The sequence below is a fragment of the Parathalassolituus penaei genome (assembly GCF_026626885.1).
GTDB classification, from domain to species: domain Bacteria; phylum Pseudomonadota; class Gammaproteobacteria; order Pseudomonadales; family Oceanobacteraceae; genus Oceanobacter; species Oceanobacter penaei.
In genome coordinates this window covers 150662-174503 of sequence record NZ_JAPNOA010000056.1, presented here as the reverse complement: position 1 = coordinate 174503, position 23842 = coordinate 150662, and the positions used below count along the sequence as shown (strand labels likewise).

Genomic DNA, 23842 nt, shown 5'->3' with positions numbered 1-23842 from the left:
GTCACATATATGAGTTACGTGAGACAGCTACCCACTGGCGACGAATGCGCTGGGCAAGAGCCCGATCAGGACAGGTGTTGATCAGTTCAATCAAGCGTTGCCGAATACGATTCTGATCATGAGATGCAATAGCGGATACTGCACAGTTAGCCAGTACATCAAGCAACCGCTGCATGGCTTCTTCATAATGTCCGGAGACCGCTTGTGCAGTCGCCAGTTGTAATAAATTGCCGATATCCGGTTGGGCAGCAAACATCTGCTGGGCACTATCCAGCTCTTGTGCCTGAGGCCGCAGTAACCAGCGATGATAGAATTGCTGCAATTGTGGATCGCGCATCACTTCCGGACTGGCACCTGCCAGCCATTGAGCCTGTTCGTCCCGAGCCTGTTGATTAGCGCTTTCACTATCCAGAGCCTGCAGCAATTCAAGCAACACACTGCTGTCAGCCGGAGCCTGACGCGCCAGCGCTCGCAACATGGCAATTGCTGAAGAAGAGTCACCGGAATGGATCAGTGCTCGGGCAGAAACAAGTGCTTCCTGCACCGGATGACTGACAAAAGGTGCCAGAAAACGACGGATCTCACTTTCCGGCAGGGTACGGTCGAAACGCGCCTGCTCGCGCCCAAATCGCACCAGCAACACCGCGGGCAGACCACGCACCGTAAAATGCTCACACAAGGCCGGATTGGCATCGGCATCAATCTTGACGACCTGCAAGCGCCCTGCAAATTCGTCCGCCAGTTTTTCCAGCACGGGCAAAATCGCACGACAAGGCGCGCACCAGCTGGCCCAGAAATCCAATAGCAGGGGTTGTTGCCATGAAAGCGGCAGAATGTCTTCAAAAAACGAGTGTTCCTGGGCCTCAGGAATGCGCGGATTCATGCTGATTCTCTTGATCCGGGCCCGCTGGCGGGCAAGGTTATCGTTGCATCCGGATGCCTGGCTGCGGATACTGCCCCCAATCGCGGAGCTGGCTCCGCCACCAGTGAACCCGATACAGGATCATTATGGCCGCTAATCCAACCACCAACAGCAAACCGCAGCATCGCAATCTGGTGCTCGGCATTGTGGTGATTTTATGGCTGACTGCAACTGCCATTCTGCTCTGGTGGTTTCAGAGCCGCTCTGTCCAGCCGTTTCTGCCAGCCGATCACAACCCTGCCACTCTGCAGGTTGCCCAACTTGCCCCAGAGCTGGCCAGCTGGTTACCAGCGGCGGAACAACGTACCCCGGTTACCCTGATTCATTTCTGGAATCCCGATTGTTTGTGCAATCAGGTCAGCAGTCGGCACTTTGAAAGTCTGGTCAAACAGTTTTCCAGCCAACAACTCGACATCCTGGTGGTTGCACCAACCAATACCAGCGACGAACAGATTGCCGATTTCAAACGCCTGAACGGTGATCGTATGCGCATCATGCGGATGCCGCCCGATCAACACTGGTTGCCTGCCAGTCCGTCACTGGCGCTCCTGCGCGCCGACGGTACTCTCGGTTATTTCGGCGCATATGGTTTTGGGGCGCTGTGCAGTATTTCTGACGAAGACTTTTTTCCCAACATGGTGCGCCAGATGGCGGCCGGATCATACGGCCCCTTCATGAATATGGCGGGCAGCGGCTGTTTCTGTCGCTGGCCGACGAACTGATTTCAGACGTCGACGCAGCTGGCGGATATGCCGCTGCAGACGCCGCTGGTCGTCATGGTTAACCTCGTTACTCTGATAGACCAGCTGATCAATCAGATGCGCAAGGCGGCGGCAATCATCGGCCAGTGCTGGCATGGCCAACGCCAGGCTTTGCAACCAGCCAGACGGCGTTTGTCCGATGCCTACCTCAACTCCGCACTGGCGCGCCTGCTGCTGCAGTTGTTGCCATTCCCGAATCCAGGGCAAGGTATTGCTGCGCTGACGGCGAATCAGCAACAGGCTGCCCATAAACAGGAACAACCCCACCACCAGCCCGCCCATCCAGGCCAGCATGGCTTGGTAATCACCACGATCAAAAACCTGCTCCAGCAGACTTTCCTGCAAGCTGCGGTCGTATGAAAGCACCCAGCGATTCCACAGGTAGTTCATGGATTCGCCTTTCATTTGCAGGTCGTAAAGCCAACCGATCTGCTTCATCCGCCGCCCGATACCCGTCTGACCTTCGATCAGGCTGGCTTCTTCGTCGCGCAGGGCGTCTTCCAGACCATACTGCACTCGCATCGGAGCTACCGCTGCGGTTGGATCAACCCGCACCCAACCACGGCCGTCTTGCCAGATCTCAGCCCAGGCGTGGGCGTCGTACTGTTTTACGGTCAGGAAATGGTCTGTTTCGTTCCACTCGCCGCCTTGATAGCCAGTGACCATCCGCGCCGGAAAACCCGCTGCCCGTGCCAGAAACACAAACGCGGCGGCGTAATGGGCACAGAATCCGCGACGACTTTCAAACAGGAACTGGTCAATCTCGTCCTGTCCGTAACGGGGAGGCTTGAGGGTGTAATGGAAGGGCTGCTGATTGAAGTGATTCATCAGCGCCAGACTGAAGCCCGCTGCCTCACTGTATTGCTGGCGTAACTCGGCCGCCATGGCGCGGGCTTGCGGGTTCATGTCCGGCGGCAAACGCAAATTCAGCTGACGCTCATCATCGGTGAGCGACTGTTGCCGCGGTTTGAATAGCGAAACGCCACGATAATGCATCCGCTGATACACACCCTGGCGATTGATCAACAGACCGGTGCTGGTAATGCCCGAACTACGCTCAGCAGCCGCTGGATTATCCAACGCATACATCCAGCGCTCGCCGGTAGGCTCCATAATCACTTCGTAACGATTGGCCACCAGCACAGCTCCATTGCCCAGTGCCGGGTCCGGATACCACTGCACCGAACTTGAACTGCGGGAGTAACTCCAGGTGCGGCCGTCGTACTGATCGAGCACCAGTGCTCGCCAATAGAGCTTTTCGCGATCCGGTACCATATTGCCTTCGAACGATGCCCGGAAGGCCACTTCATCGCGAATACTGAGGTTGGCAATGTCACCCGGCGTCATACTTTCACTCAGCCCGGTAAAGCTGCGATCACTTTGCAGCTGGATGCTCCACAGCGGCCCCATTCGGGGAAACAGCAGATACAGCACCAGCATCACCGGCAACGCCAGCACCATAAGAGCACTGGCATAACGCATGGCAACCCGCACACTGGTGCTGCCCGCCACATTCAGTTGCAGGGAAATCAGGGCAACGGTGCCGAACCACAAACCGGCAATGCCGTACAGCCCCCAGAGAGGCCCTTGCTCAAACAGGAACCCGGTAGCCAGCAAAAAGAACTGCAAATACACCAGAATAAAGGCGTCACGGCGCGTCTTCATTTCCAGCAATTTCAGGAGCGCAGCCGTCACAAAAAACGCTACCGCACTTTCCAGCGAAAACTGTCCGGAATAACTGAAAAACACCGCCACCGCCCCAAGGCCCACCGCAATCGTTTTGGTCGGCCAGCCGGGATACGGCAGCTGGCCACGATGCATTAACCAGCGCCAGCAAATGGCCAGGGCAGCCAGCAGCCAGAACGGGAAATGCAGGTGACTGACATGGATCACCAGCGTCGCCAGCATTTGCAGCAGTAACAGAATCAATGCAACACGGGGAATCTGGTTCATATATCTTCCTCTCCCGGTGCGCGGAACAATGCCAATACCGCCAGGCATTGCTGCAGGTGCCCCTCGGAATGGGCGGGGCGAATCTCAACGCCGGGCAACCGCAAGCCATACAACCAGCCCTGCTCGTGACAGCTCAGTACCCAGCCACACAGGCGCGACAAGCGGGTTTCCACGTCACCACTGACGTTATTCCATTCGAGCCAACAGCTGGCACCTTCATCGCGATCGAATTCCTTGGTAACAAGCCCCTTGCCTCGAGCCAGTTGTTTCCAGGCAATCTGACGCAACGAATCCCCGGCTTGATACGGGCGCAGACCGCGAAAGTCCTGCTGACCGGCGGCATCAAGGGTGGCTCCCGGCAGGCTGTCACCATCCCCACCAGCGGATAACACCAGCGGCACCTCTTCCGGATGCGGATACACCAGAGAGCCCACATCAAGGTCCAGATGAGTCCAGGTATAAAATAGCCCGGCCGGAAAACGGCTCTCCACCAGCAGACGCCCGGGCTGCAAACGCCCACGCTGCTGGCAGTCAAACAGGATATGCAGATCGGCAACTTCACCAGCAATAGCATCGGTCTGACGCTGCGGATTAGCGGGATAACCCAGTTGAATGCCGTAACGGTTGTAACGACCATCCGCACTGATACGCAGCGGAATACTGGCGGTGTCCCCGACAAAGCAGGGCATGGCCTCGTGGGTGGCCAGCGACAGCCCGGCCAGATTGCGGAAGGTGAGGTACATGGCAACCCCACCCATGGCGAACAGCCAGAAGGTCATCGCAAAAATCAGACTGTTCTGATAGTTGATAGCGGTCAGCAACAACAGCAACAACAGCAAACCAAACACCCAGCCAGCCGCACTGGGCAGAATAAAGATCGAGCGCTGGCTCAAACGAATTTCACGCTGACGCGGAATACGTTTATCGAGCCAACGGCGCGTTCGTATGCGCCATAGCGCCCGCAGGCGTTCTCGCAAGGAAAGCGACGCTGTCATCAGGCCAGCACCGCTACCTTTTCCAGCACCAGCGCCGACGCCGCACGTGTACCACCACCGGCGTCGGCCAGACGATGGTCAATCACCGCTGGCAAAACCGCTTGCAAGTCTTCCGGCACCACATGCTGGCGGCCATTAACCAGCGCCCAGGCGCGGGCACTGTTCAGCAAGGCCAACGCACCACGCGGAGACAGACCATACAAATAACCAGCCTGATAACGCGTAAAGGCAATAATGCGCTGCAGGTAATCCAGAACCGACGACGACACATGAATATCACGCACCTGCTGTTGCAGACGTTGTAATTCTTCCAGCGAGATCAGTGCCGCCAACTGCCCGGCTTGTTGACGTCGACCGTTACCTTCGAGCAACAGACGTTCTGCACGCTCATTGGGATAACCGAGGGTAATACGCATCAGGAAACGGTCGAGCTGGCTTTCCGGCAAGGTAAACGTGCCTGACTGGGAGACCGGGTTCTGGGTCGCAATCACAAAGAATGGCTCCGGCAGCGGCCGGGTCTCCCCTTCCACCGTGACCTGACGTTCTTCCATTGCCTCCAGTAAGGCACTCTGGGATTTTGGTGTGGCACGGTTGATTTCGTCAGCCAGCAACAGCTGGGTAAATACCGGTCCGGCATGAAAACGAAAACGTCCAAGATCCGTACCCGGTTCTTTTTCGAAAATACTGACGCCAAGAATATCCGCCGGTAAGAGGTCGCTGGTGAACTGGATACGGTTGTAGCTCAACCCCAACACACTGGCGAGGGCATGCGACAAGGTGGTTTTGCCCATGCCCGGAAGGTCTTCGATCAGCAGGTGGCCGCCCGCCAACAAACAGCTGAGTGCCAGCTTGAGCTGGTTTTCCTTGCCGAGAATAATCTGGTTGAGTTGTTCAAGCGCCCGTTCAATGGCCACCGACATGCAATGCTCCTTGGCAGATCCAGCCGGACACTCCGGCACAAAAGTCAGTTTTGACCAAGAATACAGGCTTTGCCAGAGCACTCCCACCGGCCATATCAGGAATGGTACGCATTGTGCCGCTAATGGCGGGAATACAGCGTTACGGTATTGCAACGCCTGTTCATAAAATCATCATTCTCGAACAACACTCAATAAAAAAGGGGCCGAAGCCCCTTTTAACGAATCTGATCGCGCCGAGACGCCAACAGAATCAGAGTGCGTCCAGGCCGTGAGCCAGGTCGCGCTGGATATCCACCACGTTTTCCAGACCCACCGCCAGGCGGATCAGGCCCTGGCTGATACCGGCCGCCAGACGCTCTTCTTCGGACAGACGACCATGAGTGGTGGTTGCCGGATGCGTAATGGTGGACTTGGTATCACCGAGGTTAGCGGTAATGGAAATCATACGAGTAGAATCAATCACCTTCCAGGCACCGTCACGACCACCTTCCACTTCGAACGACAACACACCGCCCGGCAGTGTTTGCTGACGCTGAATCAGATCATATTGAGGGTGAGATTCCAGACCACAGAAGTTCACCTTGGTGACTTTCGGATGCGCCAGCAGCCAGGCCGCCATCTGGGCAGCATTCTCGCTGTGGGCTTTCATACGAATACCCAGTGTTTCCAGACCCTTGGTGAATACCCAGGCGTTAAACGGGCTCATGGTTGGGCCAGCAGAACGCAGCACACCAATGATCGGGTCGATCAGGCTCATTGGGCCGACCACCGCACCACCCAGGCAACGGCCCTGGCCGTCGATATACTTGGTGGCTGAGTGGATCACCAGATCCGCACCCAGTGCCAGCGGACGCTGGATTACCGGAGTACAGAAGCAGTTATCCACCACCAGCATGGCACCCACTTCACGCGACACCACGGACAGCGCGCCAATATCGGCGACTTCCAGCATCGGGTTGGATGGCGATTCCAGGAAAAACAGACGAGTGTTGGCGTTGGACTTGGCACGCCAGTCGTCGGCATTCACCGGGTCTGCGTAACTGATATCCACGCCGAACTTGCGCAGGAACTTCTCGAACAACACGATGGTGCTGCCAAACACACTGCGCGAGCAGATGACATGATCACCGGCTTTCAGGTGGGCGATGGCAACGGCGTAAATCGCCGCCATACCGGACGAGGTCGCGGCACAGGCTTCGGCTCCTTCCATCGCCGCCAGACGCTCTTCAAAAGTGCGTACGGTCGGGTTGGTGTAACGGGAGTACACGTTACCCGGGCTTTCGCCTTTGAAGCGCGCAGCTGCCTCCGCCGCAGAACGGAATACGTAACTGCTGGTCGGGAAAATGGCTTCCGAGTGTTCGTTCTCCTGGCTGCGATACTGTCCAGCACGCACCGCCAGGGTTTCGATAGCAGCACCGTCGAGGTCAGACTGATACGGTGCCAACAGTTGTTCGAGTTCGTTCATATCGAGGCTCCCTTGCCCGATCAGGATTCAGCTTCGTTGTGCAGGTCGATCGCAACGTTTTCGACAACCTTGCGACCACCTTTGTTGCTATCCGCACGCTGGTCTGACAAACGGGTGAAGTATTCGTCGTTGATATCGCCAGTCACATAACGACCGGTAAATACTGAGTCTTCAAAACGGTTCGCTTGAGTCTTGCTGCCTTCCAGACAGGCAGCAATCAGATCATCCAGCTCCTGATAAATCAGGCGGTCGGCACCAATCGCCTGGGCGATTTCGTCGGTGCTACGGCCATGGGCGATAAACTCTTCCTTGGCTGGCATATCGATACCGTACACGTTCGGGTAACGAACCGCAGGAGCAGCAGAAGCGAAATACACTTTCAGCGCACCGGCCTCACGAGCCATCTCGATGATCTGCTCACAGGTGGTACCACGTACGATGGAGTCGTCCACCAGCAGTACGTTCTTGCCACGGAATTCGAGATCCAGAGGATTCAGCTTCTGCTTCACGGACTTCTTGCGCTGGTTTTGACCCGGCATGATGAAGGTACGACCGATGTAACGGTTCTTCATGAAGCCTTCGCGGTATTTCACGCCCAGACAGTTGGCGAGCTCCAGGGCGGAGGAACGGCTGGTATCCGGAATCGGAATCACCACGTCGATGTCGTGATCTGGCCATTCACGCATGATTTTCTCGGCCAGCTTTTCACCCATACGCAGACGCGCCTTGTACACCGCGATACCGTCCATAACGGAGTCGGCACGAGCGAAGTACACCTGCTCGAACAGACACGGGGTCAGTTCGGTGTTGTCGCAGCACTGCTGGGTAAAGAGTTCACCGGCTTCGGTGATCACGATAGCTTCACCTGGCGCGATGTCACGGATCAGGGTGAAACCCAGTGCATCCAGAGCCACAGACTCGGAAGCCACCATGTACTCTGGGCCCTGAGCGCTGTCACGACGACCAAATACCGCCGGACGAATACCGTGCGGATCACGGAACGCCACAATGCCGTAACCACAGATCATGGAAACCACGGCGTAACCACCACGAATACGTTCGTGTACACGACGCACTGCGTGGAAAATGGTTTCCGGAGTTGGAACCAGCTGTTTCTGTTCCTGCAGTTCGTGCGCAAAAATGTTGAGCAGAACTTCGGAATCAGAAGTGGTGTTGATGTGACGCAGGTCTTCCCGGTAGATGTCCTGGGCCAGCTCTTCAGTGTTGGTCAGGTTACCGTTGTGTGCCAGCGTAATACCGTACGGAGAGTTCACGTAAAACGGTTGGGCTTCCGCAGAGCTGGAGCTACCGGCAGTCGGGTAACGGACGTGGCCGATACCCATATTGCCGATCAGACGCTGCATGTGACGGGTACGGAACACGTCACGTACCAGACCATTGTCCTTACGCAGGTAAAGCTTTCCCTGATCGCTGGTTACAATGCCGGCCGCATCCTGGCCACGGTGCTGGAGCACGGTGAGGGCATCATAAATAGACTGGTTAACATGGGTTTTGGCAACGATACCCACTATTCCGCACATGCGCGCATTACCTCAGAAATCGGTCGGGAGGGATGACATCACCTGGTCAGTAGCGCCGGGCAAGGTGTCACGAGCCCAGTTCGCCAGCATTTCCAGATGAGGGATAATCAGAGAAACTTTCCACCAGGGGTCCTGTGGCACCACGGTGTACTGCAAGCCGTACACAATTGCCACCAGAACAACGAGGCCACGAATCAGCCCAAATACCATGCCCAACACCCGATCAGGGCCAGACAATCCGGTAATCCGGATCAGTTCGGCGATCAGATACGTGACCATGGCACCCACTGCTACGGTGCCCAGAAACAGAATCACAAATGCAGCTACCCAGCGAATCGAACCGGTCTCAATATGATCGGACAACAGGGTGGCAAGATGGCCGCTGTACATACGGGCCAGCAGAAACGCGGCGACCCAGACAGCCAGAGAAAGGGCTTCCCGGACGAACCCGCGATTCAGACTGATCAGACAGGAAATTGCCAAAACTCCGACAATCACCCAATCAACAACTGCCATTGTGATTCATTACCCGGCTTGATAAAGCGCGAAGTATAGGGGCTGAAGCCATGCTCGACAACCAGAGCCTGTCTTGTGGTCGTGTCCCTAGCGAGGTACATACCGTTTCAGACGCAGATCACTGCGATCCAGCGCCAGCTGCAGCCGCACACGCACTCGTTCGGCCTCGGCCTCACTGACTTCCGGACCAGCGTAAACGCGGGTCAGACCGTCACTTTCGGTAGTGCTGTACGCCTTGAAGCCGTCACGTCGCAAACGATCACGCACGGCATCACCATTGGCCTGCTGCGAGAACGCACCAATCTGGATTACCCACGCATAGGGCAAACCCGAGGCATCCACCGCTCCCGGCTGACCACTGTTTTTGGCGACCGTTGGTGCCGCTGCCGGTGCAACCGGAGCAGGAGGGACTGCCGGCTTGGCCATTTCAGCAGCGGCTTTCTGTGCCAAAGCCTGTTTCTGAGCCAGCTCCTCGGCTTTTTTCTGCGCCAGTTCCTGTTCCTGCTTTAATGCCAATGCCTGCTTCTGGGCCAGCTCCTGGGCTTTTTTCTGAGCAAGGTCCTGTTCCTGCTTGAGCGCAGCGGCCTGTTTCAGTGCCAGATCCTGGGCTTGCTGGCGCGCCAGCTCATCATTCTGGATTTGTTGCTGGGCCAGTGCTGCCTGGCTGGCAAGCTCATCGCCGCCGTCCATCGGCACTTCCGGCTGCGCGGCGGTCGCCACTTCATCCGCGGCAGCAGCAGAGGCTGCATCGGGCGCATTCACAACCGCCTCGTCCGTTGGCGGCATCAGTTCGCCCTGAGGCTCACCACGCGCCAGCTTGTCGAGATCAATACGGATACGCTGCTGGTTTTCCACCTCAGCCCAATCCGGCATAGGAGGCATAGGCGGCATGTCGTCACCAATCGGCAGCTGCTGACGCGAGCCGTCAATTACCACGGGCAAGGCGATGGCCAACACCACCACCGTTACGACAGCCCCAAGAATGCGTTTTTTCAGATGCTTGTCCATGCACTGTCCTTCTCATCGGGATTGGATTCCCGGATAAATCGCAACGCCTGTTCAACCGTAAAGAACGAACCCAACACCAGCCAGTGACCGTTTTCACCACGATCCAGCAGGCTTTGCATGGCGTCCATTACTGTTTCATATCCTTCCAGTTCTGGCTCACGCCCGGCCACGGCCAGTCCGGCTTGCACCCGAGTCTTCAGAGTCTGGACATCCAGTGCCCGCGGCCCCTGCAAACCAGCCAGCTTCCAGCGTGGTGCCACAGGCAATACCTGCACAACCTGCTCCACCGCCTTGTCACCCAGCATCCCCAGCAGGATGCCGTTTACCTGCAACCCGCGACTACCAAGGTAGGCCGCCGCCTGTTCATTGTGGGCGACATCCAGCGTCAGGCTCAGCCCGCTGGCATGTTGCCAACGCTGCAGCCGACCTGCCACTCGCAGGCGCTGAACAGTCTCCGCCACTTGCTGCTCAGGCAATAAATGCCCCAGTAATGCCAACGCCTGAATGGCCGTTGCAACGTTGGCCGGCGGAATATTGGCCTGCGGCAAGCGCCAGTTCATTTTGACCGTTTCATCGGCATACGGCCGGAAGGCCAGTTCCAGAGAACCATCAGCGTTTTCACTGATGTCGTAATCCTGACCACGAGCCACCCACTGGCCACCAATGGCTTCAACCGTCTGCTGGCCACGAGCCGGAGCATCCGGTTGACCACATACCAGAAAACGTCCCGGACGAGCGATGGAGCATTTTTCGTAGGCGATCTGTTCAAGGCTGTTACCCAGCCAGGCTTCGTGATCCAGACCAATACTGGTCACAATCGACAGATCAGCTTCTACAATATTCACCGCATCCAGACGACCACCGAGGCCAATTTCAAGCACACAGGCATCAAGCTGACGGGAGCGGAACCAGGCCAGCGCCGCCAGCGTACCGTATTCAAAATAGGTCAGTGGTGTATTACCACGCGCAGCTTCCACCATGGCAAAGGATGCACAGAGATCGTCGTCACTGATGTCATCACCATTTACGGAAACCCGTTCGTTATAACGAAGAATATGAGGAGAATTATAGACGCCCACACGCATCCCCTGCCGCGCCAGCAAAGCCGACAACAAGGCCGTAGTGGTGCCTTTGCCATTGGTGCCGCCAACCAGAATCACCAGCGGAGCCGGTCGCAAACAGTCCAGACGTCGGGCTACATCCATCACCCGCTCCAGCCCGAGTTCAATATCGGCGGTATGCAGGGATTCCATGTACGCCAGCCATTCATTAACGCTGGCAGGTGCCGCCTGGTGTTCAGGGCCCGTCATCACACTACTCCATTCTTCATTATGCTTGATCAGAAAAGAAACCGGGGTGCCGTGGCACCCCGAACCGTCTTACACTGCGGCATCCATGGCCGTACGCATTTCGCGTAGCAGCTCACTGACCTGCGCTCGTGCCAGGTCGGCATTATCAGCATTGGCGGCGATGCGGTTTACCAACGCACTACCAACAATTACACCATCCGCGACACGGGAAACGGCAGCCGCACTTTCACCATTCTGGATACCAAAACCCACGCCAACCGGAATGGACACACGCTGACGGATGCGCTCAAGGTTACGAGCCACATCATCAACATCCAGAGCCTTGGAACCGGTTACACCCTTCAGGGATACATAATAGACGTAACCACTGCCAGCCTTGCCGATGGCTTCGATACGAGCATCAGTGGTGGTTGGTGCGATCAGGTAAATCATGTCCAGGCCAGCATCACGGAAGTAGACAGCCACGTCTTCGGCCTCTTCTGGTGGCAAATCCACCAGCAGCACACCATCAACGCCCGCCTCTACCGCCGCCTTGACGAACACGTCATAACCCATGGCTTCAACCGGGTTCAGATAACCCATCAGAACCACTGGAGTGGTGCTGTTGGTGGCACGGAACTCGGACACCATGCCCAGCACATCACGCAGGGAGGTGTTGTGTTCCAGCGCGCGCTCACAGGCCAGCTGGATCGCCGGACCGTCGGCCATTGGGTCAGAAAACGGCACACCCAGTTCGATCAGGTCTGCGCCGGACTCAACCAGCGCATGCAGCATCGGAACAGTCGCTTCTTTCTGTGGGTCACCCGCGGTTACATACGGGATCAGGGCCTTGCGACCCTGGGGCGCCAGGTTTGCAAACAGGGAGCTGATACGATTCATTCTGTCTTTCCTCAGGCGGTCACGCCGTCCAGGCTTGCGATGGTGTGAATGTCCTTGTCACCACGACCGGACAGGTTGACCACAATAAACTGATCCGGACGCATGGTAGCGGCCAGCTTCATACCGAAAGCAACGGCATGGGAGCTCTCCAGAGCAGGCATGATGCCTTCCATCTGGGTCAGTTTGTGGAACGCATCAATGGCTTCATCGTCAGTCGCGGCCACATAGTTGGCACGACCCACGTCTTTCAACCATGAGTGCTCAGGACCAACGCCTGGGTAGTCCAGACCGGCAGAAATGGAGTGAGTCCCCATGATCTGACCGTTTTCATCTTCCATCAGGTAGGTACGGTTGCCGTGCAGCACGCCCGGACGACCTTTGCTCAGTGGTGCCGCATGGTCATTACCATGCAGACCCAGACCACCGGCTTCAACGCCGTACATCGCCACTTCAGGGTGAGCAATGTATGGGTAGAACATACCGATGGCATTGGAACCACCACCCACACAGGCAACAACGGCATCCGGTTGGCGACCAATCTGGTCGGCACACTGACGCTGGGTTTCACGACCGATCACCGCCTGGAAGTCACGTACCAGCATTGGGTACGGGTGTGGACCCGCCGCAGTACCGATGATGTAGAAGGTATCGTCAACGTTGGTTACCCAGTGACGCATGGCTTCGTTCATGGCGTCTTTCAGGGTTTTGGTACCGGAAGTCACTGACTGCACGGTCGCACCCAGCAGTTTCATGCGATACACGTTGAGCTTCTGACGTTCAACGTCAGTAGAGCCCATGAACACCTTGCACTCCAGACCAAAACGGGCTGCTACGGTCGCGGTGGCAACACCGTGCTGACCAGCACCAGTCTCGGCAATCACTTTCTTTTTGCCCATAAAACGGGCCAACAGCGCCTGACCAATGGTGTTGTTGATCTTGTGGGCACCGGTGTGGTTCAGGTCTTCACGCTTCAGATAAATCTGGGCGCCACCACAGTGCTGGCTAAGACGCTCAGCGTGGTACAACGGAGAAGGACGACCCACATAGTGAGCCAGGTCGCGGTCAAAAGCTGCCTGGAAATCCGGATCTACACGCAGTTTGGTGTAGGTGGCTTGCAGTTCATCCAGTGCCGCAGTCAGGGTTTCGGACACAAAACGGCCGCCGAAAATACCAAAATGGCCGCGTTCGTCTGGCAGGTTCAGATCAATCTTGTTATCGGTTGACACGATACACCTCGTTCATAAATGCCTGGATCTTGCCGGCATCCTTAATGCCTTTACTGGCCTCTACTCCACCACTGACATCAACGGCAAAAGGCCGGACTTCAGCAATGGCAGCCGCCACGTTATCGGCGGACAAGCCACCGGCAAGAATAATGGGTTTGTTCAGATCATCCGGCACCAGCGACCAGTCAAAGGTTTCGCCAGTACCACCGGGGACACCCGGTTTATAGCTGTCTAACAGAAGGGACAAGGCACCTGGGAAGCGCAGGCACGCCTCCACCATATCCGACGCTTGCCGGACACGGATGGCCTTGATGTATGGGCGGTTGAACTGGCGGCAGAAGCCATCGTCTTCATCACCATGGAACTGGATAAGGTCGATTCTAACGTTATCCAGAACGCTTTGCACTTGCTCAACGGTCGGGTTAACAAAAAGAGCCGTAACGGTTACGAAGGCTGGAACAACGGCGGCAATATCAGCAGCCTGCTCTATGGTGACGGCGCGCGGACTTGGGGGATAAAACACCAGGCCAATGGCATCAGCACCTGCGTTCACAACCTGATGAGCATCCTCAACACGGGTGATACCACAGATTTTGGCCCGCGTACGCTGATACAGACTCATGAAAAACTCCGCTGCAAAAACCGGAATGGTAACAAAGACATTCCGGCTTGCGCAGCGTTTCTATTCAGGAAAACGATCGCTCAGAGTGCCAACAGAGGCTCAATCATCATAGGCCCCCATGGATCACTCGGAATCGCAAACTCCTCCGGGTAACGCACGCCAACGAAATGCAGACCATCCCCCGGCGCGGTAATCCCCGCTGCCACTCGTGACTGACTGGCCAATACATCTGCCATCCATTCGACCGGTTTGTGGCCTTCTCCAATCGGCAATAACACACCAACGATGTTGCGCACCATGTGATACAGGAAAGCACTGGCTTCCAGCTCCAGCATGATCAGATTGCCCCAGCGCTTGACGCCAATACGATGCATGGTCTTGATCGGGGTTTTGGCCTGACAATCCTTGGCGCGGAAAGCCGAAAAGTCGTGAGTACCCAGCAACGCCTGTGCCGCTTCATGCATACGATCAGCATCCAGCGGATATTTCCACCAGGTCATCTGGTCATGCTGAAGCGCCTGACGATACGGAGCGTTATTGATGAAATATCGATAACAGCGGGCCTTGGCCTTGAAGCGGGCATGGAAATCCGCACTGACCGGCTCCAGCCATTGAATCGACACTTCCGGGGGAGAGTTGGTGTTGATCCCCATAATCCAGCCGTAGTTGGAACGGCGGGCATGGGAGTCAAAATGAATCACCTGACGGGTAGCATGAACACCGGCATCGGTACGACCGGCACAAGCCACATCTACCGGGTGATTCGCCACCAGTGAAATGGCCGCTTCGAGAGCGGCCTGTACAGAAAGTTCATTGTTGTGATGTTTCTGCTTCTGCCAACCGTGGAAACAACGACCGTTGTATTCCACGATGGCAGCGTAACGCTGGATTTCGGACATTCAGATCAACTTAGGCAATAGAGTTCAGAAGACTACGAGCTTCCTGCTTCTGCTGATCGCTACCTTCCTGCACGATTTCCGCCAACAGGTCACGAGCACCGTCAGCATCTCCCATGTCGACGTAGACACGAGCCAGATCCAGCTTGGTGGCGCATTCGTCGGTGCTGGAGAGGAATTCGAATTCATCTTCAGCATCGGCCAGTGCATCCAGATCGATATCGCCATTTACTGCGTTAACAGTGCTGGCAATTGGCGCAGAGTCAACGACGCCATCCAGCTCCGGCAGATCTTCCAGCTCTGGCAGATCACCAGTGTTGGCAAAATCCAGATCAGGCAGATCGTTGGAATCAACCAGTTCGAAGGCATCAGAATCGGAACCGTTATCCAGTTCAAATACTTGCTCGTCAGCTGCTGAAGATTCAGACAGACCGTCCAGTGACAGATCAGACATGTCATCACCAGAATCCAGATCCGCCAGACCATCCAGAGACAAGTCAGCCAGATCGGCAGATTCTGTTTCAAATGCTGCCAGTTCAGAATCCAGACCATCCAGAGACAATTCCGGCAGTTCTTCAAGCCCATCCAGAGACAGATCGGACAGCTCTTCAGCAGAATCCAAAGACAGCTCAGGCAGTTCTTCAGCAGAATCCAGAGACAGCTCAGGCAGCTCCTCCAAACCATCAAATGACAGATCAGCCAGTTCATCGGCAGCAGCGGACTCAGTTACGTCCAACTCCAGATCAGCCAGGTTCAGATCGTCAGAAGAAGACTCTTCAGCAGTCAGATCAGCCAGGTTTTCGAGATCAGCCAGATCCAGCGACGGAACACCGATCTCGTCAGCAGCATCCAGTCGTGCATCCAGGTCTGCCAGCACATCCAGATCATCCAGCTGTGGCAATTCATCATCAGTTGCTTCGGCAACAGCGGCTTCTTCAACAACCGGTTCAGCGGACAACTCCGGCAGTTCTTCGAGATCAGACAAATCGAGGTCGGCATCGGCTACCGCACCCAGTTCCGCTTCCAGATCACCGAGATCCAGATCATCAGCATCCAGAACCTCGTCAATACCTGCAGAATCGGAAGATTCCAGACCGGACAGATCGAAATCCATCAGATTGTCGTCAGCAACAGGCGCTTCAACCACTTCAGCAACAGGCTCTTCTGCTACTGGCAGTTCCAAACCAGACAGATCGAAATCCATCAGATTGTCATCAGCAACAGGCGCTTCAACCGCAGCAACAGGCTCTTCTGCTACTGGCAGTTCCAGACCAGACAGATCAAAATCCATCAGATTGCTGTCATCAGCAGCCACTTCTTTTGCTGGAGCTTCTTCTTCAACAGAATCCAGACCGGACAGATCAAAGTCCATCAGATTGCTGTCATCAGCAGCCAATTCTTCTGCTGGAGCTTCTTCCTCAACAGAATCCAGACCGGACAGATCAAAATCCATCAGATTGTCATGAGCAACTTCACCAGCAGCTTCATAGGTTTCAGCCTGCAGAGAATCCAGAGAACCCAGATCGAAATCCAGTGAGTTCGCGTCATCTTCCGCAATAGCCTCTTCCGGCTCTTCGTCAACCAGAGCAGGCTCATCAAATGCACTCAGATCGAAATCGAGGTCACCACCAGCGGTAACCGTAGACACATCATCCGCCGCTTCATCACCCATAGCCGGAACATCAAGATCCAGGTCCGACAAGGCTTCCAGCTCTTCAACAGAAGAACCGGCACGATGATCATCACCGCCCAAGTCAAGTGCATGAGCAAAATCCAGACCAGAATCCAGCTCTGCTTGCAGGTCATCACCAACAGTGGCATTTGCTTTCTTGTCGAGCTCCTCATCCAGACCACTCTGGAACTCCATGCTCAGATCATCAAGCGACACATCACCATAGCCATGATCCAGATCGACCGGATTGGTCAAACGGGAACGCAGTGCCCCCACCTGATCATGGTAGAAATCACCAAAGGCAGCCTGCAGGCGCGACTCCTCATCAGCAAACGCTTCTGCGTTGTCAGACTCAGCAAAGACTTCCAGCAGTTTCAGCGCATACTCAGCATGATCAGGCTGTGCAGAAATGGCCTTTTGCAGTTTTTCAGCCGCTTCATCGAAGTTGCCGTAGGCAATAGCCATATCCGCTTCAGCCAGAATATCCGCCATGGACGGGCCAGTATCCACGGCACTATCACCGCCCATATCGAGGTTATTCAGGAAGTCGCCGGAAACGTCCAGTGAGCCAACTTCCGATGCACCTTTAAAGGTAAAATCATCATCGGAGGAATCCTGGGCAACGGCAGCACCTGCAACCACAGCACCACCCGCTACTGCAGCGGCGGCAGCCAGATCAGGGGTTTCAACCTCTTTATCGGCCTTGCCCTTTTTGGCGGCTTTTTTGTCAGCTTTCTTGTCAGTTTTTTCGCCTTCCGGCTTGCCTGCACGACGCTTGCGTGCGGCAACCAGACCACCACCCAACGCCAGCAGAACCACACCAACCAGGCCACCAGCCGTCACAGGATCAGACAGCAAGTCGCCAATTGGATCAGCTTCAACCGGTTCAGGCAGAACAATTGGTTTTGGCGGAACCGGCTTCTGAACTGGCGCAGGTGCAGGTGCTGCAGCAGGCGCTACAGGCTGCGCGGCACCCGGCTCGGTTGTTGCTGCCGGAGCACTATTATTAGCAACAGGTTCTGCTGCAGGAACTGACGGCTGACCCGCAGGAACCGGTGCAGTCACTGCCGCTTCAGCCTGCGCAGTCGCTGGCTGTGTTACGCCAGGGACTACTGGTTGTTGTGCAGGCTTGCCTCCCCCCGCTTGCATATTAGCGAGCTGGTCATCCTTCAAAGTAACCAGACGTTGCAGGGTTGAAATCTGCTCTTCCAGCGCCTTCAAACGCTCAGACAGATCCTGGTTTTCACGACGGGTTTTGTCGAGATTTTCCAGCGCAATCGCCAGATCGTTCTCAAGCGCTTGCTGACGCACACTGTTTGTGCCGCTGCCACTCTTGACATCACCGCTCGCACCACCGGACTTGTTATCATTACCAGTGGCTGAAACGAGTTTTACCTCACCGCCAGTTTCGGAACGCTTGTTTGCTGAAGAAGATGCTGAACGACCGGTCGCATCCAGCTGAGCATTACCACGACCCAGTTCCTGATTCTGACGCTGAACCTCAGAAACAGCAGTTTCGCGACTGACAGCACGCACCTCATCTGCAGCCGGGATACGCAGAGTCTGATTGGTTTTCAGACGATTGATATTGCCTTCAATAAATGCTTGCGGGTTTTCCCGCTGAATCGCCACCATCATTTGCTGTGGAGATACTGAGCTGTCTGGACGAGTTGCCAGCGCAATAGACCACAGAGTGTCGTTAGTCTGGACCTGATAGGAGTCTGAACCGGCATAACGGGAGGTTTCGCTGCGGGCAGCCGGTTTAGAAGAACTTACCTGCGCCACAGGAGGAACACTCACAGGAGACAGAGGCGGCTGAGGTTTGGCAACAGGTGCCGTAGTATTTGGCGCAGCCGGAGCCTTGGAAGTTGAACCTACAGGCGGCATCGCAAGCTTTGGCTGATTCGAAGCCGTTGAGACAATAGATGGCATCGCCAATTTTGGCTGAGCAACTGCTTCCTGTATTTGAACAGGTGCAGGAGCAGTGTCGGCAGCCAAAGATGGCAAAGGACGCACCACATCACCATCAAACGTTGGAGGATCCAGCAATACGGTGTATTCACGCAGAACACGACCGGTTGGCCAGTTCACTTCCACAAGGAAATTCAGGAAAGGTTCAGTGACCGCATCACGAGTGGTCAACACAATTTTGTTGCCAACGGTATTAAAGCGGATTTTGGTCAGGAAGTAGCTACGATCAACACCAGCGCGCTCAAAAGCCGCCTGGGTTGCCAGCGATGGGCGCATTTCTTCTGCAGACAGACCGGCGGTATCGACCAGATCAATCTCTGCAACCAGCGGCTGATTAAGCGCCGACTTGAGGGTCAGTTCTCCCAGACCCAAAGCCATAATCTGGGATGAAGTGGTCAGTCCGACCAGCATCAAGGCGTTCGCAAACAGGCGCTTCATGGGTGCATCCTTGGTTGTATCACGGCTTGGTTTCGCCGGGTTAAATCATATAGTGCGCGTATTAATTGACCCGTCTGGCTAGTCTGGACCAGACACAGGTTGGCCCAAGTATCATTTATTACGTCGACTGACGCAATCGTCAGAACCCGCCGAAAGCTATAAAACTGATATGGAATAAGGGTTTATGAGAACTTCAGCAAGTTGTGCATGAAAAAGCGGGCCGAAGCCCGCTTTTTTAACATTGTTGTCAGATGCAATCAGCTGCGATTCAGCAGAATACGCAGCATACGACGTAACGGCTCGGCCGCACCCCACAGCAGCTGGTCGCCAACGGTGAACGCGGAAATGTATTCCGGCCCCATGGCCAGTTTACGGATACGACCCACTGGAATACTCAGGGTGCCGGTCACTACCGCAGGAGTCAGCTCTTTCATACTGGCTTCACGAGTATTCGGAATCACCTTCACCCACTCGTTGTGAGCAGCGATGATGGATTCGATCTCTTCCAGTGGCAGATCTTTCTTCAGCTTCAGGGTAATTGCCTGGCTGTGACAGCGCATCGCACCAACACGAACACACAGACCATCAACCGGAACCTGGTTATCGCTACGGCCCATGATCTTGTTGGCTTCAACCTGGGCTTTCCATTCTTCACGGCTCTGACCGCTTTCCAGCTGGGAGTCGATGTATGGAATCAGGCTGCCAGCCAGTGGTACGCCAAACGCGGCTTTTGGATAGTCTTCGCTGCCAATAAAATCAGCAACCTGACGGTCGATATCCAGAATCGCAGAAGACGGGTTTTCCAGCTTGTCTTTGACGTTGGCGTGAATAGCACCCATCTGGCTGATCAGTTCGCGCATGTTCTGTGCGCCCGCACCAGAAGCGGCCTGATAGGTCATAGGCGAAGCCCACTCCACCAGATCCTTCTCGAACAGACCACCCAGAGCCAGCAACATGAGGCTCACGGTGCAGTTGCCACCCACGTAGGTTTTTACACCAGAGTCGATACCGCGATTGATTACATCAGCGTTTACCGGATCCAGAATGATGATGGCATCATCTTTCATACGCAGGGAAGAAGCTGCGTCAATCCAGTAACCGTTCCAACCCGCTTCGCGCAGTTTTGGATACACGTCTTTGGTGTAATCGCCACCCTGACAGGTGATGATCACATCCTGGGCTTTCAGAGCTTCGATATCGGAAGCGTCTTCCAGTACGCCGGAAGACTTGCCGCCGAATACCGGGGCAGCCTGGCCTTTCTGGGAAGTGGTGAAAAATTGTGGTTGGATCAGGTCAAAATCGCCTTCTTCTTCCATACGCTGCATCAGCACGGAACCCACCATGCCGCGCCAGCCCACCAAACCTACTTTCAACATATCTTTTTACCTGTAATTCCTGAAACGCTGACGGCTCACAGAGCCGCCAGTACCGCATCACCCATCTCGGCAGTGCCTACGCGGGTCATGCCTTCGGAGTAGATGTCACCGGTGCGCAGGCCCTGATCCAGAACCTTGCTCACCGCTGCTTCGATTGCATCAGCAGCAGCGCCTTCACCGAAGGTGTAACGTAACATCATCGCCACGGACAGAATAGTAGCCAGCGGGTTGGCGATGCCTTTGCCAGCGATGTCCGGAGCAGAACCGTGACAAGGCTCGTACATACCCTTGTTGTTCTTGTCCAGAGAGGCAGATGGCAGCATACCGATAGAACCGGTCAGCATGGCAGCAGCGTCAGACAGGATGTCACCAAACATGTTGCCGGTAACAATCACGTCGAACTGCTTGGGTGCACGTACCAGCTGCATCGCAGCGTTGTCGACGTACATGTGGGACAGTTCCACTTCCGGGTATTCCGGAGCCAGCTCTTCCATGATTTCGCGCCACAGTACGGTCACTTCCAGCACGTTGGCCTTGTCAACAGAGCACAGCTTCTTGTTGCGCTTCATGGCAGATTCAAAGGCAACACGGCCGATACGACGGATTTCAGTCTCGTTGTATACGTAGGTGTTGTAGCCTTCGCGGTCGCCGTTCTCCAGAGTACGGATACCACGTGGCTTGCCGAAGTAGATACCACCGGTCAGTTCACGCACGATCAGGATATCCAGACCGGATACTACTTCTGCTTTCAGGGTAGAAGCTTCAGCCAGTTGCGGGTACAGAATCGCTGGACGCAGGTTACCGAACAGTTCCAGGTTCTTGCGAATACCCAGCAGGCCTTGCTCAGGACGCAGAGCGCGATCTTCCAGCTTATCCCACTTTGGACCACCCACAGCACCCAGCAGGATAGCATCGGCAGCCAGGGCTTTTTCCAGAGTCTCAGCTGGCAGCGGAGTGCCAGCTGCATCATAACCAGCACCACCAACCAGACCTTCTTCCAGTTCCAGACCCAGACTGAAGGACTCATTCACCTTGTTCAGAACCTTGACGGCTTCTGCAACGATTTCCGGACCAATGCCATCACCAGGCAATACAAGGACTTTCTTGCTCATGACTTATTCTCCTGAACTGGTGTGTTACCAGTAAATTCAACAAACAAAAGCCGGTCAGAGACCGGCTTTGCATAAATATCCGGACAAATCAGGCGCCGGCACCAAACAGCCACGGTGATGACTGGCGACGCTCGGCTTCATAGGCGCGAATATCATCCGCGTCCTGCAGAGTCAGACCGATGTCATCCAGACCATTCAGCAGGCAATGCTTGCGGAACGGGTCAATATCAAACGACAGCACCGCTTTGCCATTAGCCAGAACCTGCTGCTGTTCAAGATCAACGGTCAGCTGGAAACCTTCGTTGGCAGCAACGGCCTTGAACAAATCATCCACCACTTTCTCGTCAGCGATGATTGGCAGCAGACCGTTCTTGAAGCAGTTGTTGTAAAAAATATCGGCGTAACTTGGCGCAATAATGGCGCGGAAACCGAAATCTTCCAGTGCCCAAGGGGCGTGTTCACGGCTAGAACCACAACCGAAGTTTTCACGCGCCAGCAGCACGGAAGCGCCCTGGTAACGTGGCAGGTTCAGCACAAACTCTGGATTCAGTGGACGACCGCTGTTATCGGCATCCGGCTGACCTTCATCCAGATAACGCAGTTCATCGAACAGGTTCGGGCCAAAGCCTGAGCGCTTGATCGATTTCAGAAACTGCTTCGGGATGATCATGTCGGTATCAACGTTCGGCCGATCCATCGGAGCCACGATACCAGTGTGTACAGTAAAGGCTTTCATCAACTGTCTCCGCTAATCAGAAGGTACGAACGTCAACAAAGTGACCAGCAATCGCCGCAGCGGCAGCCATCGCCGGACTCACCAGGTGGGTACGACCACCGTAGCCCTGACGGCCTTCGAAGTTACGGTTGGAGGTAGACGCACAATGTTCACCGTTGCCCAGCTTGTCGGCGTTCATAGCCAGACACATGGAGCAACCTGGCTCACGCCATTCAAAACCGGCTTCGACAAACACCTTGTCCAGACCTTCGGCTTCGGCTTGCGCTTTCACCAGACCAGAACCCGGAACCACCAGAGCTTGCTTGATGGTAGCGGCAACCTTACGGCCTTTGGCCACTTCAGCGGCAGCACGCAGGTCTTCAATACGGCTGTTGGTGCAGGAACCGATAAACACGCGGTCCAGCTGGATATCAGTGATTTTCTGACCGCCAGTCAGGCCCATGTATTCGTGGGCACGTTTGATAGCCGAACGTTCAACGTCGTCCTTGCCATCTTCAACACGCGGCACAGTACCGTCGATATCAGTGACCATTTCAGGGGAAGTACCCCAGGTAACCTGTGGTTTGATGTCTTCGGCCTTGATCTCAACGATCTTGTCGAAGTGGGCATCATCATCGGATACCAGATCTTTCCAGGCCGCCAGAGCCATTTCCCACTGCTCGCCTTTTGGTGCGTATGGGCGACCTTTAACGTAGTCAGCAGTGATCTGGTCGAATGCCACCATCCCCACACGGGCACCGGCTTCAATCGCCATGTTACACATGGTCATACGGCCTTCCATGCTCATGGAACGGATGGCAGAGCCGCCGAATTCCATCGCAGTACCGTTACCACCAGCAGTACCAATCACGCCGATCACGTGCAGCACTACGTCTTTACCGGTCACACCGGCACCCAGTTCACCGTCAACACGGATCAGCAGGTTTTTCATCTTGCGCTGGATCAGACACTGGGTCGCCAGTACGTGCTCAACCTCGGAAGTACCAATACCGTGGGCCAGAGCGGCAAACGCGCCGTGCGTCGCGGTGTGGGAGTCACCACATACCACGGTCATACCTGGCAAAGTAGCGCCCTGCTCCGGACCAACCACGTGTACGATACCCTGACGCTGGTCCTGCATCTTGAATTCGGTGATACCAAACTCGTCACAGTTCTCGTCCAGGGTTTTTACCTGAATACGGGATACCGGGTCCTGAATACCATCAATGCCGGACAGACGCTCAACCGGCGTGGTGGGTACGTTGTGGTCAGGGGTCGCCAGGTTGGCATCCAGACGCCATGGCTTGCGGCCAGCCATACGCAGACCGTCGAACGCTTGCGGAGAGGTTACTTCGTGCAGCAGCTGACGATCGATGTAAATGAGTGCAGTACCGTCATCGCGCATTTTGACAACATGCTGGTCCCACAGCTTGTCGTAAAGAGTTTTCCCGGCCATGTTCAGGCTCCTTCGAGATTCGTGGATCAGGGGATTGCGACAGGATACGCAGAATGGTAAACAACGCAAATTCATTATTTTCGTAGAT

General features: G+C 55.5%; 19 protein-coding genes. 1 reads left to right on the top strand and 18 read right to left on the bottom strand.

What is annotated here, in order from left to right; all coding sequences use genetic code 11:
- Position 1 precedes the first annotated feature (1 nt).
- The gene (locus tag OUO13_RS15535) at positions 2–883 is read right to left on the bottom strand and encodes a tetratricopeptide repeat protein (RefSeq protein ID WP_283174811.1); all 882 of its coding nucleotides are present in this window, start codon (positions 881–883) and stop codon (positions 2–4) included.
- A gap of 125 nt (positions 884–1008) precedes the next feature.
- On the opposite strand from OUO13_RS15535, the gene OUO13_RS15530 reads away from it, so the two are divergent.
- Positions 1009–1644, top strand: coding sequence for a DUF6436 domain-containing protein (locus OUO13_RS15530; RefSeq protein WP_283174810.1), 636 nt, complete (start codon positions 1009–1011; stop codon positions 1642–1644).
- Here the strand turns inward: OUO13_RS15530 and OUO13_RS15525 are convergent.
- From OUO13_RS15525 to leuC, 17 genes are all read right to left on the bottom strand, one after another.
- A complete protein-coding gene (locus OUO13_RS15525; RefSeq protein WP_283174809.1) occupies positions 1582–3636 on the bottom strand; it encodes a transglutaminase TgpA family protein in 2055 nt (684 codons plus the stop codon). The two genes, OUO13_RS15530 and OUO13_RS15525, sit on opposite strands and share 63 nt — an antisense overlap.
- A complete protein-coding gene (locus tag OUO13_RS15520; RefSeq protein ID WP_283174808.1) occupies positions 3633–4631 on the bottom strand; it encodes a DUF58 domain-containing protein in 999 nt (332 codons plus the stop codon). The genes OUO13_RS15525 and OUO13_RS15520 overlap by 4 nt, the downstream gene beginning before the upstream one ends.
- On the bottom strand, positions 4631–5551 hold the full coding sequence (locus tag OUO13_RS15515) for an AAA family ATPase (RefSeq protein ID WP_283174807.1): 921 nt from the start codon (positions 5549–5551) through the stop codon (positions 4631–4633). The genes OUO13_RS15520 and OUO13_RS15515 overlap by 1 nt, the downstream gene beginning before the upstream one ends.
- 250 nt (positions 5552–5801) lie before the next feature.
- A complete protein-coding gene (locus OUO13_RS15510; protein WP_283174806.1) occupies positions 5802–7016 on the bottom strand; it encodes an O-succinylhomoserine sulfhydrylase in 1215 nt (404 codons plus the stop codon).
- Positions 7017–7036: 20 nt separating this feature from the next.
- Positions 7037–8557, bottom strand: coding sequence for an amidophosphoribosyltransferase (purF, locus tag OUO13_RS15505; RefSeq protein ID WP_283174805.1), 1521 nt, complete (start codon positions 8555–8557; stop codon positions 7037–7039).
- Between the two features lie 12 nt (positions 8558–8569).
- Positions 8570–9073 carry a CvpA family protein gene (locus OUO13_RS15500; protein ID WP_283174804.1) on the bottom strand — a complete coding sequence of 168 codons (504 nt, stop codon included), beginning with the start codon at positions 9071–9073 and terminating at the stop codon, positions 8570–8572.
- Positions 9074–9160: 87 nt separating this feature from the next.
- The gene (locus OUO13_RS15495; RefSeq protein ID WP_283174803.1) at positions 9161–10081 is read right to left on the bottom strand and encodes an SPOR domain-containing protein; all 921 of its coding nucleotides are present in this window, start codon (positions 10079–10081) and stop codon (positions 9161–9163) included.
- Entirely contained in the window at positions 10066–11391 is a 1326-nt protein-coding gene (locus tag OUO13_RS15490; RefSeq protein ID WP_283174802.1) for a bifunctional folylpolyglutamate synthase/dihydrofolate synthase, read from the bottom strand. The genes OUO13_RS15495 and OUO13_RS15490 overlap by 16 nt, the downstream gene beginning before the upstream one ends.
- 69 nt (positions 11392–11460) lie before the next feature.
- A complete protein-coding gene (gene trpA / locus OUO13_RS15485; protein ID WP_283174801.1) occupies positions 11461–12270 on the bottom strand; it encodes a tryptophan synthase subunit alpha in 810 nt (269 codons plus the stop codon).
- A gap of 11 nt (positions 12271–12281) precedes the next feature.
- Positions 12282–13496 carry a tryptophan synthase subunit beta gene (gene trpB / locus OUO13_RS15480; RefSeq protein ID WP_283174800.1) on the bottom strand — a complete coding sequence of 405 codons (1215 nt, stop codon included), beginning with the start codon at positions 13494–13496 and terminating at the stop codon, positions 12282–12284.
- Entirely contained in the window at positions 13483–14118 is a 636-nt protein-coding gene (locus tag OUO13_RS15475; protein ID WP_283174799.1) for a phosphoribosylanthranilate isomerase, read from the bottom strand. The genes trpB and OUO13_RS15475 overlap by 14 nt, the downstream gene beginning before the upstream one ends.
- An 80-nt stretch (positions 14119–14198) precedes the next feature.
- On the bottom strand, positions 14199–15017 hold the full coding sequence (gene truA / locus OUO13_RS15470) for a tRNA pseudouridine(38-40) synthase TruA (protein ID WP_283174798.1): 819 nt from the start codon (positions 15015–15017) through the stop codon (positions 14199–14201).
- Positions 15018–15027: 10 nt separating this feature from the next.
- Positions 15028–19095, bottom strand: coding sequence for a motility hub landmark protein FimV (locus OUO13_RS15465; protein WP_283174797.1), 4068 nt, complete (start codon positions 19093–19095; stop codon positions 15028–15030).
- Between the two features lie 257 nt (positions 19096–19352).
- The gene (asd, locus tag OUO13_RS15460; RefSeq protein ID WP_346429364.1) at positions 19353–20471 is read right to left on the bottom strand and encodes an aspartate-semialdehyde dehydrogenase; all 1119 of its coding nucleotides are present in this window, start codon (positions 20469–20471) and stop codon (positions 19353–19355) included.
- A 35-nt stretch (positions 20472–20506) separates the two neighbouring features.
- A complete protein-coding gene (leuB, locus tag OUO13_RS15455) occupies positions 20507–21583 on the bottom strand; it encodes a 3-isopropylmalate dehydrogenase (RefSeq protein ID WP_283174796.1) in 1077 nt (358 codons plus the stop codon).
- Positions 21584–21671: 88 nt separating this feature from the next.
- The gene (gene leuD, locus OUO13_RS15450; RefSeq protein WP_283174795.1) at positions 21672–22319 is read right to left on the bottom strand and encodes a 3-isopropylmalate dehydratase small subunit; all 648 of its coding nucleotides are present in this window, start codon (positions 22317–22319) and stop codon (positions 21672–21674) included.
- A gap of 16 nt (positions 22320–22335) precedes the next feature.
- Positions 22336–23754 carry a 3-isopropylmalate dehydratase large subunit gene (gene leuC, locus OUO13_RS15445; protein ID WP_283174794.1) on the bottom strand — a complete coding sequence of 473 codons (1419 nt, stop codon included), beginning with the start codon at positions 23752–23754 and terminating at the stop codon, positions 22336–22338.
- Positions 23755–23842: the final 88 nt, after the last annotated feature.

What these genes read in the sequence shown, in the direction of transcription:
- OUO13_RS15535 (WP_283174811.1), bottom strand. Translation starts at nt 883, where the DNA reads ATGAATCCGCGCATTCCTGAGGCCCAGGAACACTCGTTTTTTGAAGAC.
- OUO13_RS15530 (WP_283174810.1), top strand. Translation starts at nt 1,009, where the DNA reads ATGGCCGCTAATCCAACCACCAACAGCAAACCGCAGCATCGCAATCTG.
- OUO13_RS15525 (WP_283174809.1), bottom strand. Translation starts at nt 3,636, where the DNA reads ATGAACCAGATTCCCCGTGTTGCATTGATTCTGTTACTGCTGCAAATG.
- OUO13_RS15520 (WP_283174808.1), bottom strand. Translation starts at nt 4,631, where the DNA reads ATGACAGCGTCGCTTTCCTTGCGAGAACGCCTGCGGGCGCTATGGCGC.
- OUO13_RS15515 (WP_283174807.1), bottom strand. Translation starts at nt 5,551, where the DNA reads ATGTCGGTGGCCATTGAACGGGCGCTTGAACAACTCAACCAGATTATT.
- OUO13_RS15510 (WP_283174806.1), bottom strand. Translation starts at nt 7,016, where the DNA reads ATGAACGAACTCGAACAACTGTTGGCACCGTATCAGTCTGACCTCGAC.
- purF (WP_283174805.1), bottom strand. Translation starts at nt 8,557, where the DNA reads ATGTGCGGAATAGTGGGTATCGTTGCCAAAACCCATGTTAACCAGTCT.
- OUO13_RS15500 (WP_283174804.1), bottom strand. Translation starts at nt 9,073, where the DNA reads ATGGCAGTTGTTGATTGGGTGATTGTCGGAGTTTTGGCAATTTCCTGT.
- OUO13_RS15495 (WP_283174803.1), bottom strand. Translation starts at nt 10,081, where the DNA reads ATGGACAAGCATCTGAAAAAACGCATTCTTGGGGCTGTCGTAACGGTG.
- OUO13_RS15490 (WP_283174802.1), bottom strand. Translation starts at nt 11,391, where the DNA reads ATGACGGGCCCTGAACACCAGGCGGCACCTGCCAGCGTTAATGAATGG.
- trpA (WP_283174801.1), bottom strand. Translation starts at nt 12,270, where the DNA reads ATGAATCGTATCAGCTCCCTGTTTGCAAACCTGGCGCCCCAGGGTCGC.
- OUO13_RS15475 (WP_283174799.1), bottom strand. Translation starts at nt 14,118, where the DNA reads ATGAGTCTGTATCAGCGTACGCGGGCCAAAATCTGTGGTATCACCCGT.
- truA (WP_283174798.1), bottom strand. Translation starts at nt 15,017, where the DNA reads ATGTCCGAAATCCAGCGTTACGCTGCCATCGTGGAATACAACGGTCGT.
- OUO13_RS15465 (WP_283174797.1), bottom strand. Translation starts at nt 19,095, where the DNA reads ATGAAGCGCCTGTTTGCGAACGCCTTGATGCTGGTCGGACTGACCACT.
- asd (WP_346429364.1), bottom strand. Translation starts at nt 20,471, where the DNA reads ATGTTGAAAGTAGGTTTGGTGGGCTGGCGCGGCATGGTGGGTTCCGTG.
- leuB (WP_283174796.1), bottom strand. Translation starts at nt 21,583, where the DNA reads ATGAGCAAGAAAGTCCTTGTATTGCCTGGTGATGGCATTGGTCCGGAA.
- leuD (WP_283174795.1), bottom strand. Translation starts at nt 22,319, where the DNA reads ATGAAAGCCTTTACTGTACACACTGGTATCGTGGCTCCGATGGATCGG.
- leuC (WP_283174794.1), bottom strand. Translation starts at nt 23,754, where the DNA reads ATGGCCGGGAAAACTCTTTACGACAAGCTGTGGGACCAGCATGTTGTC.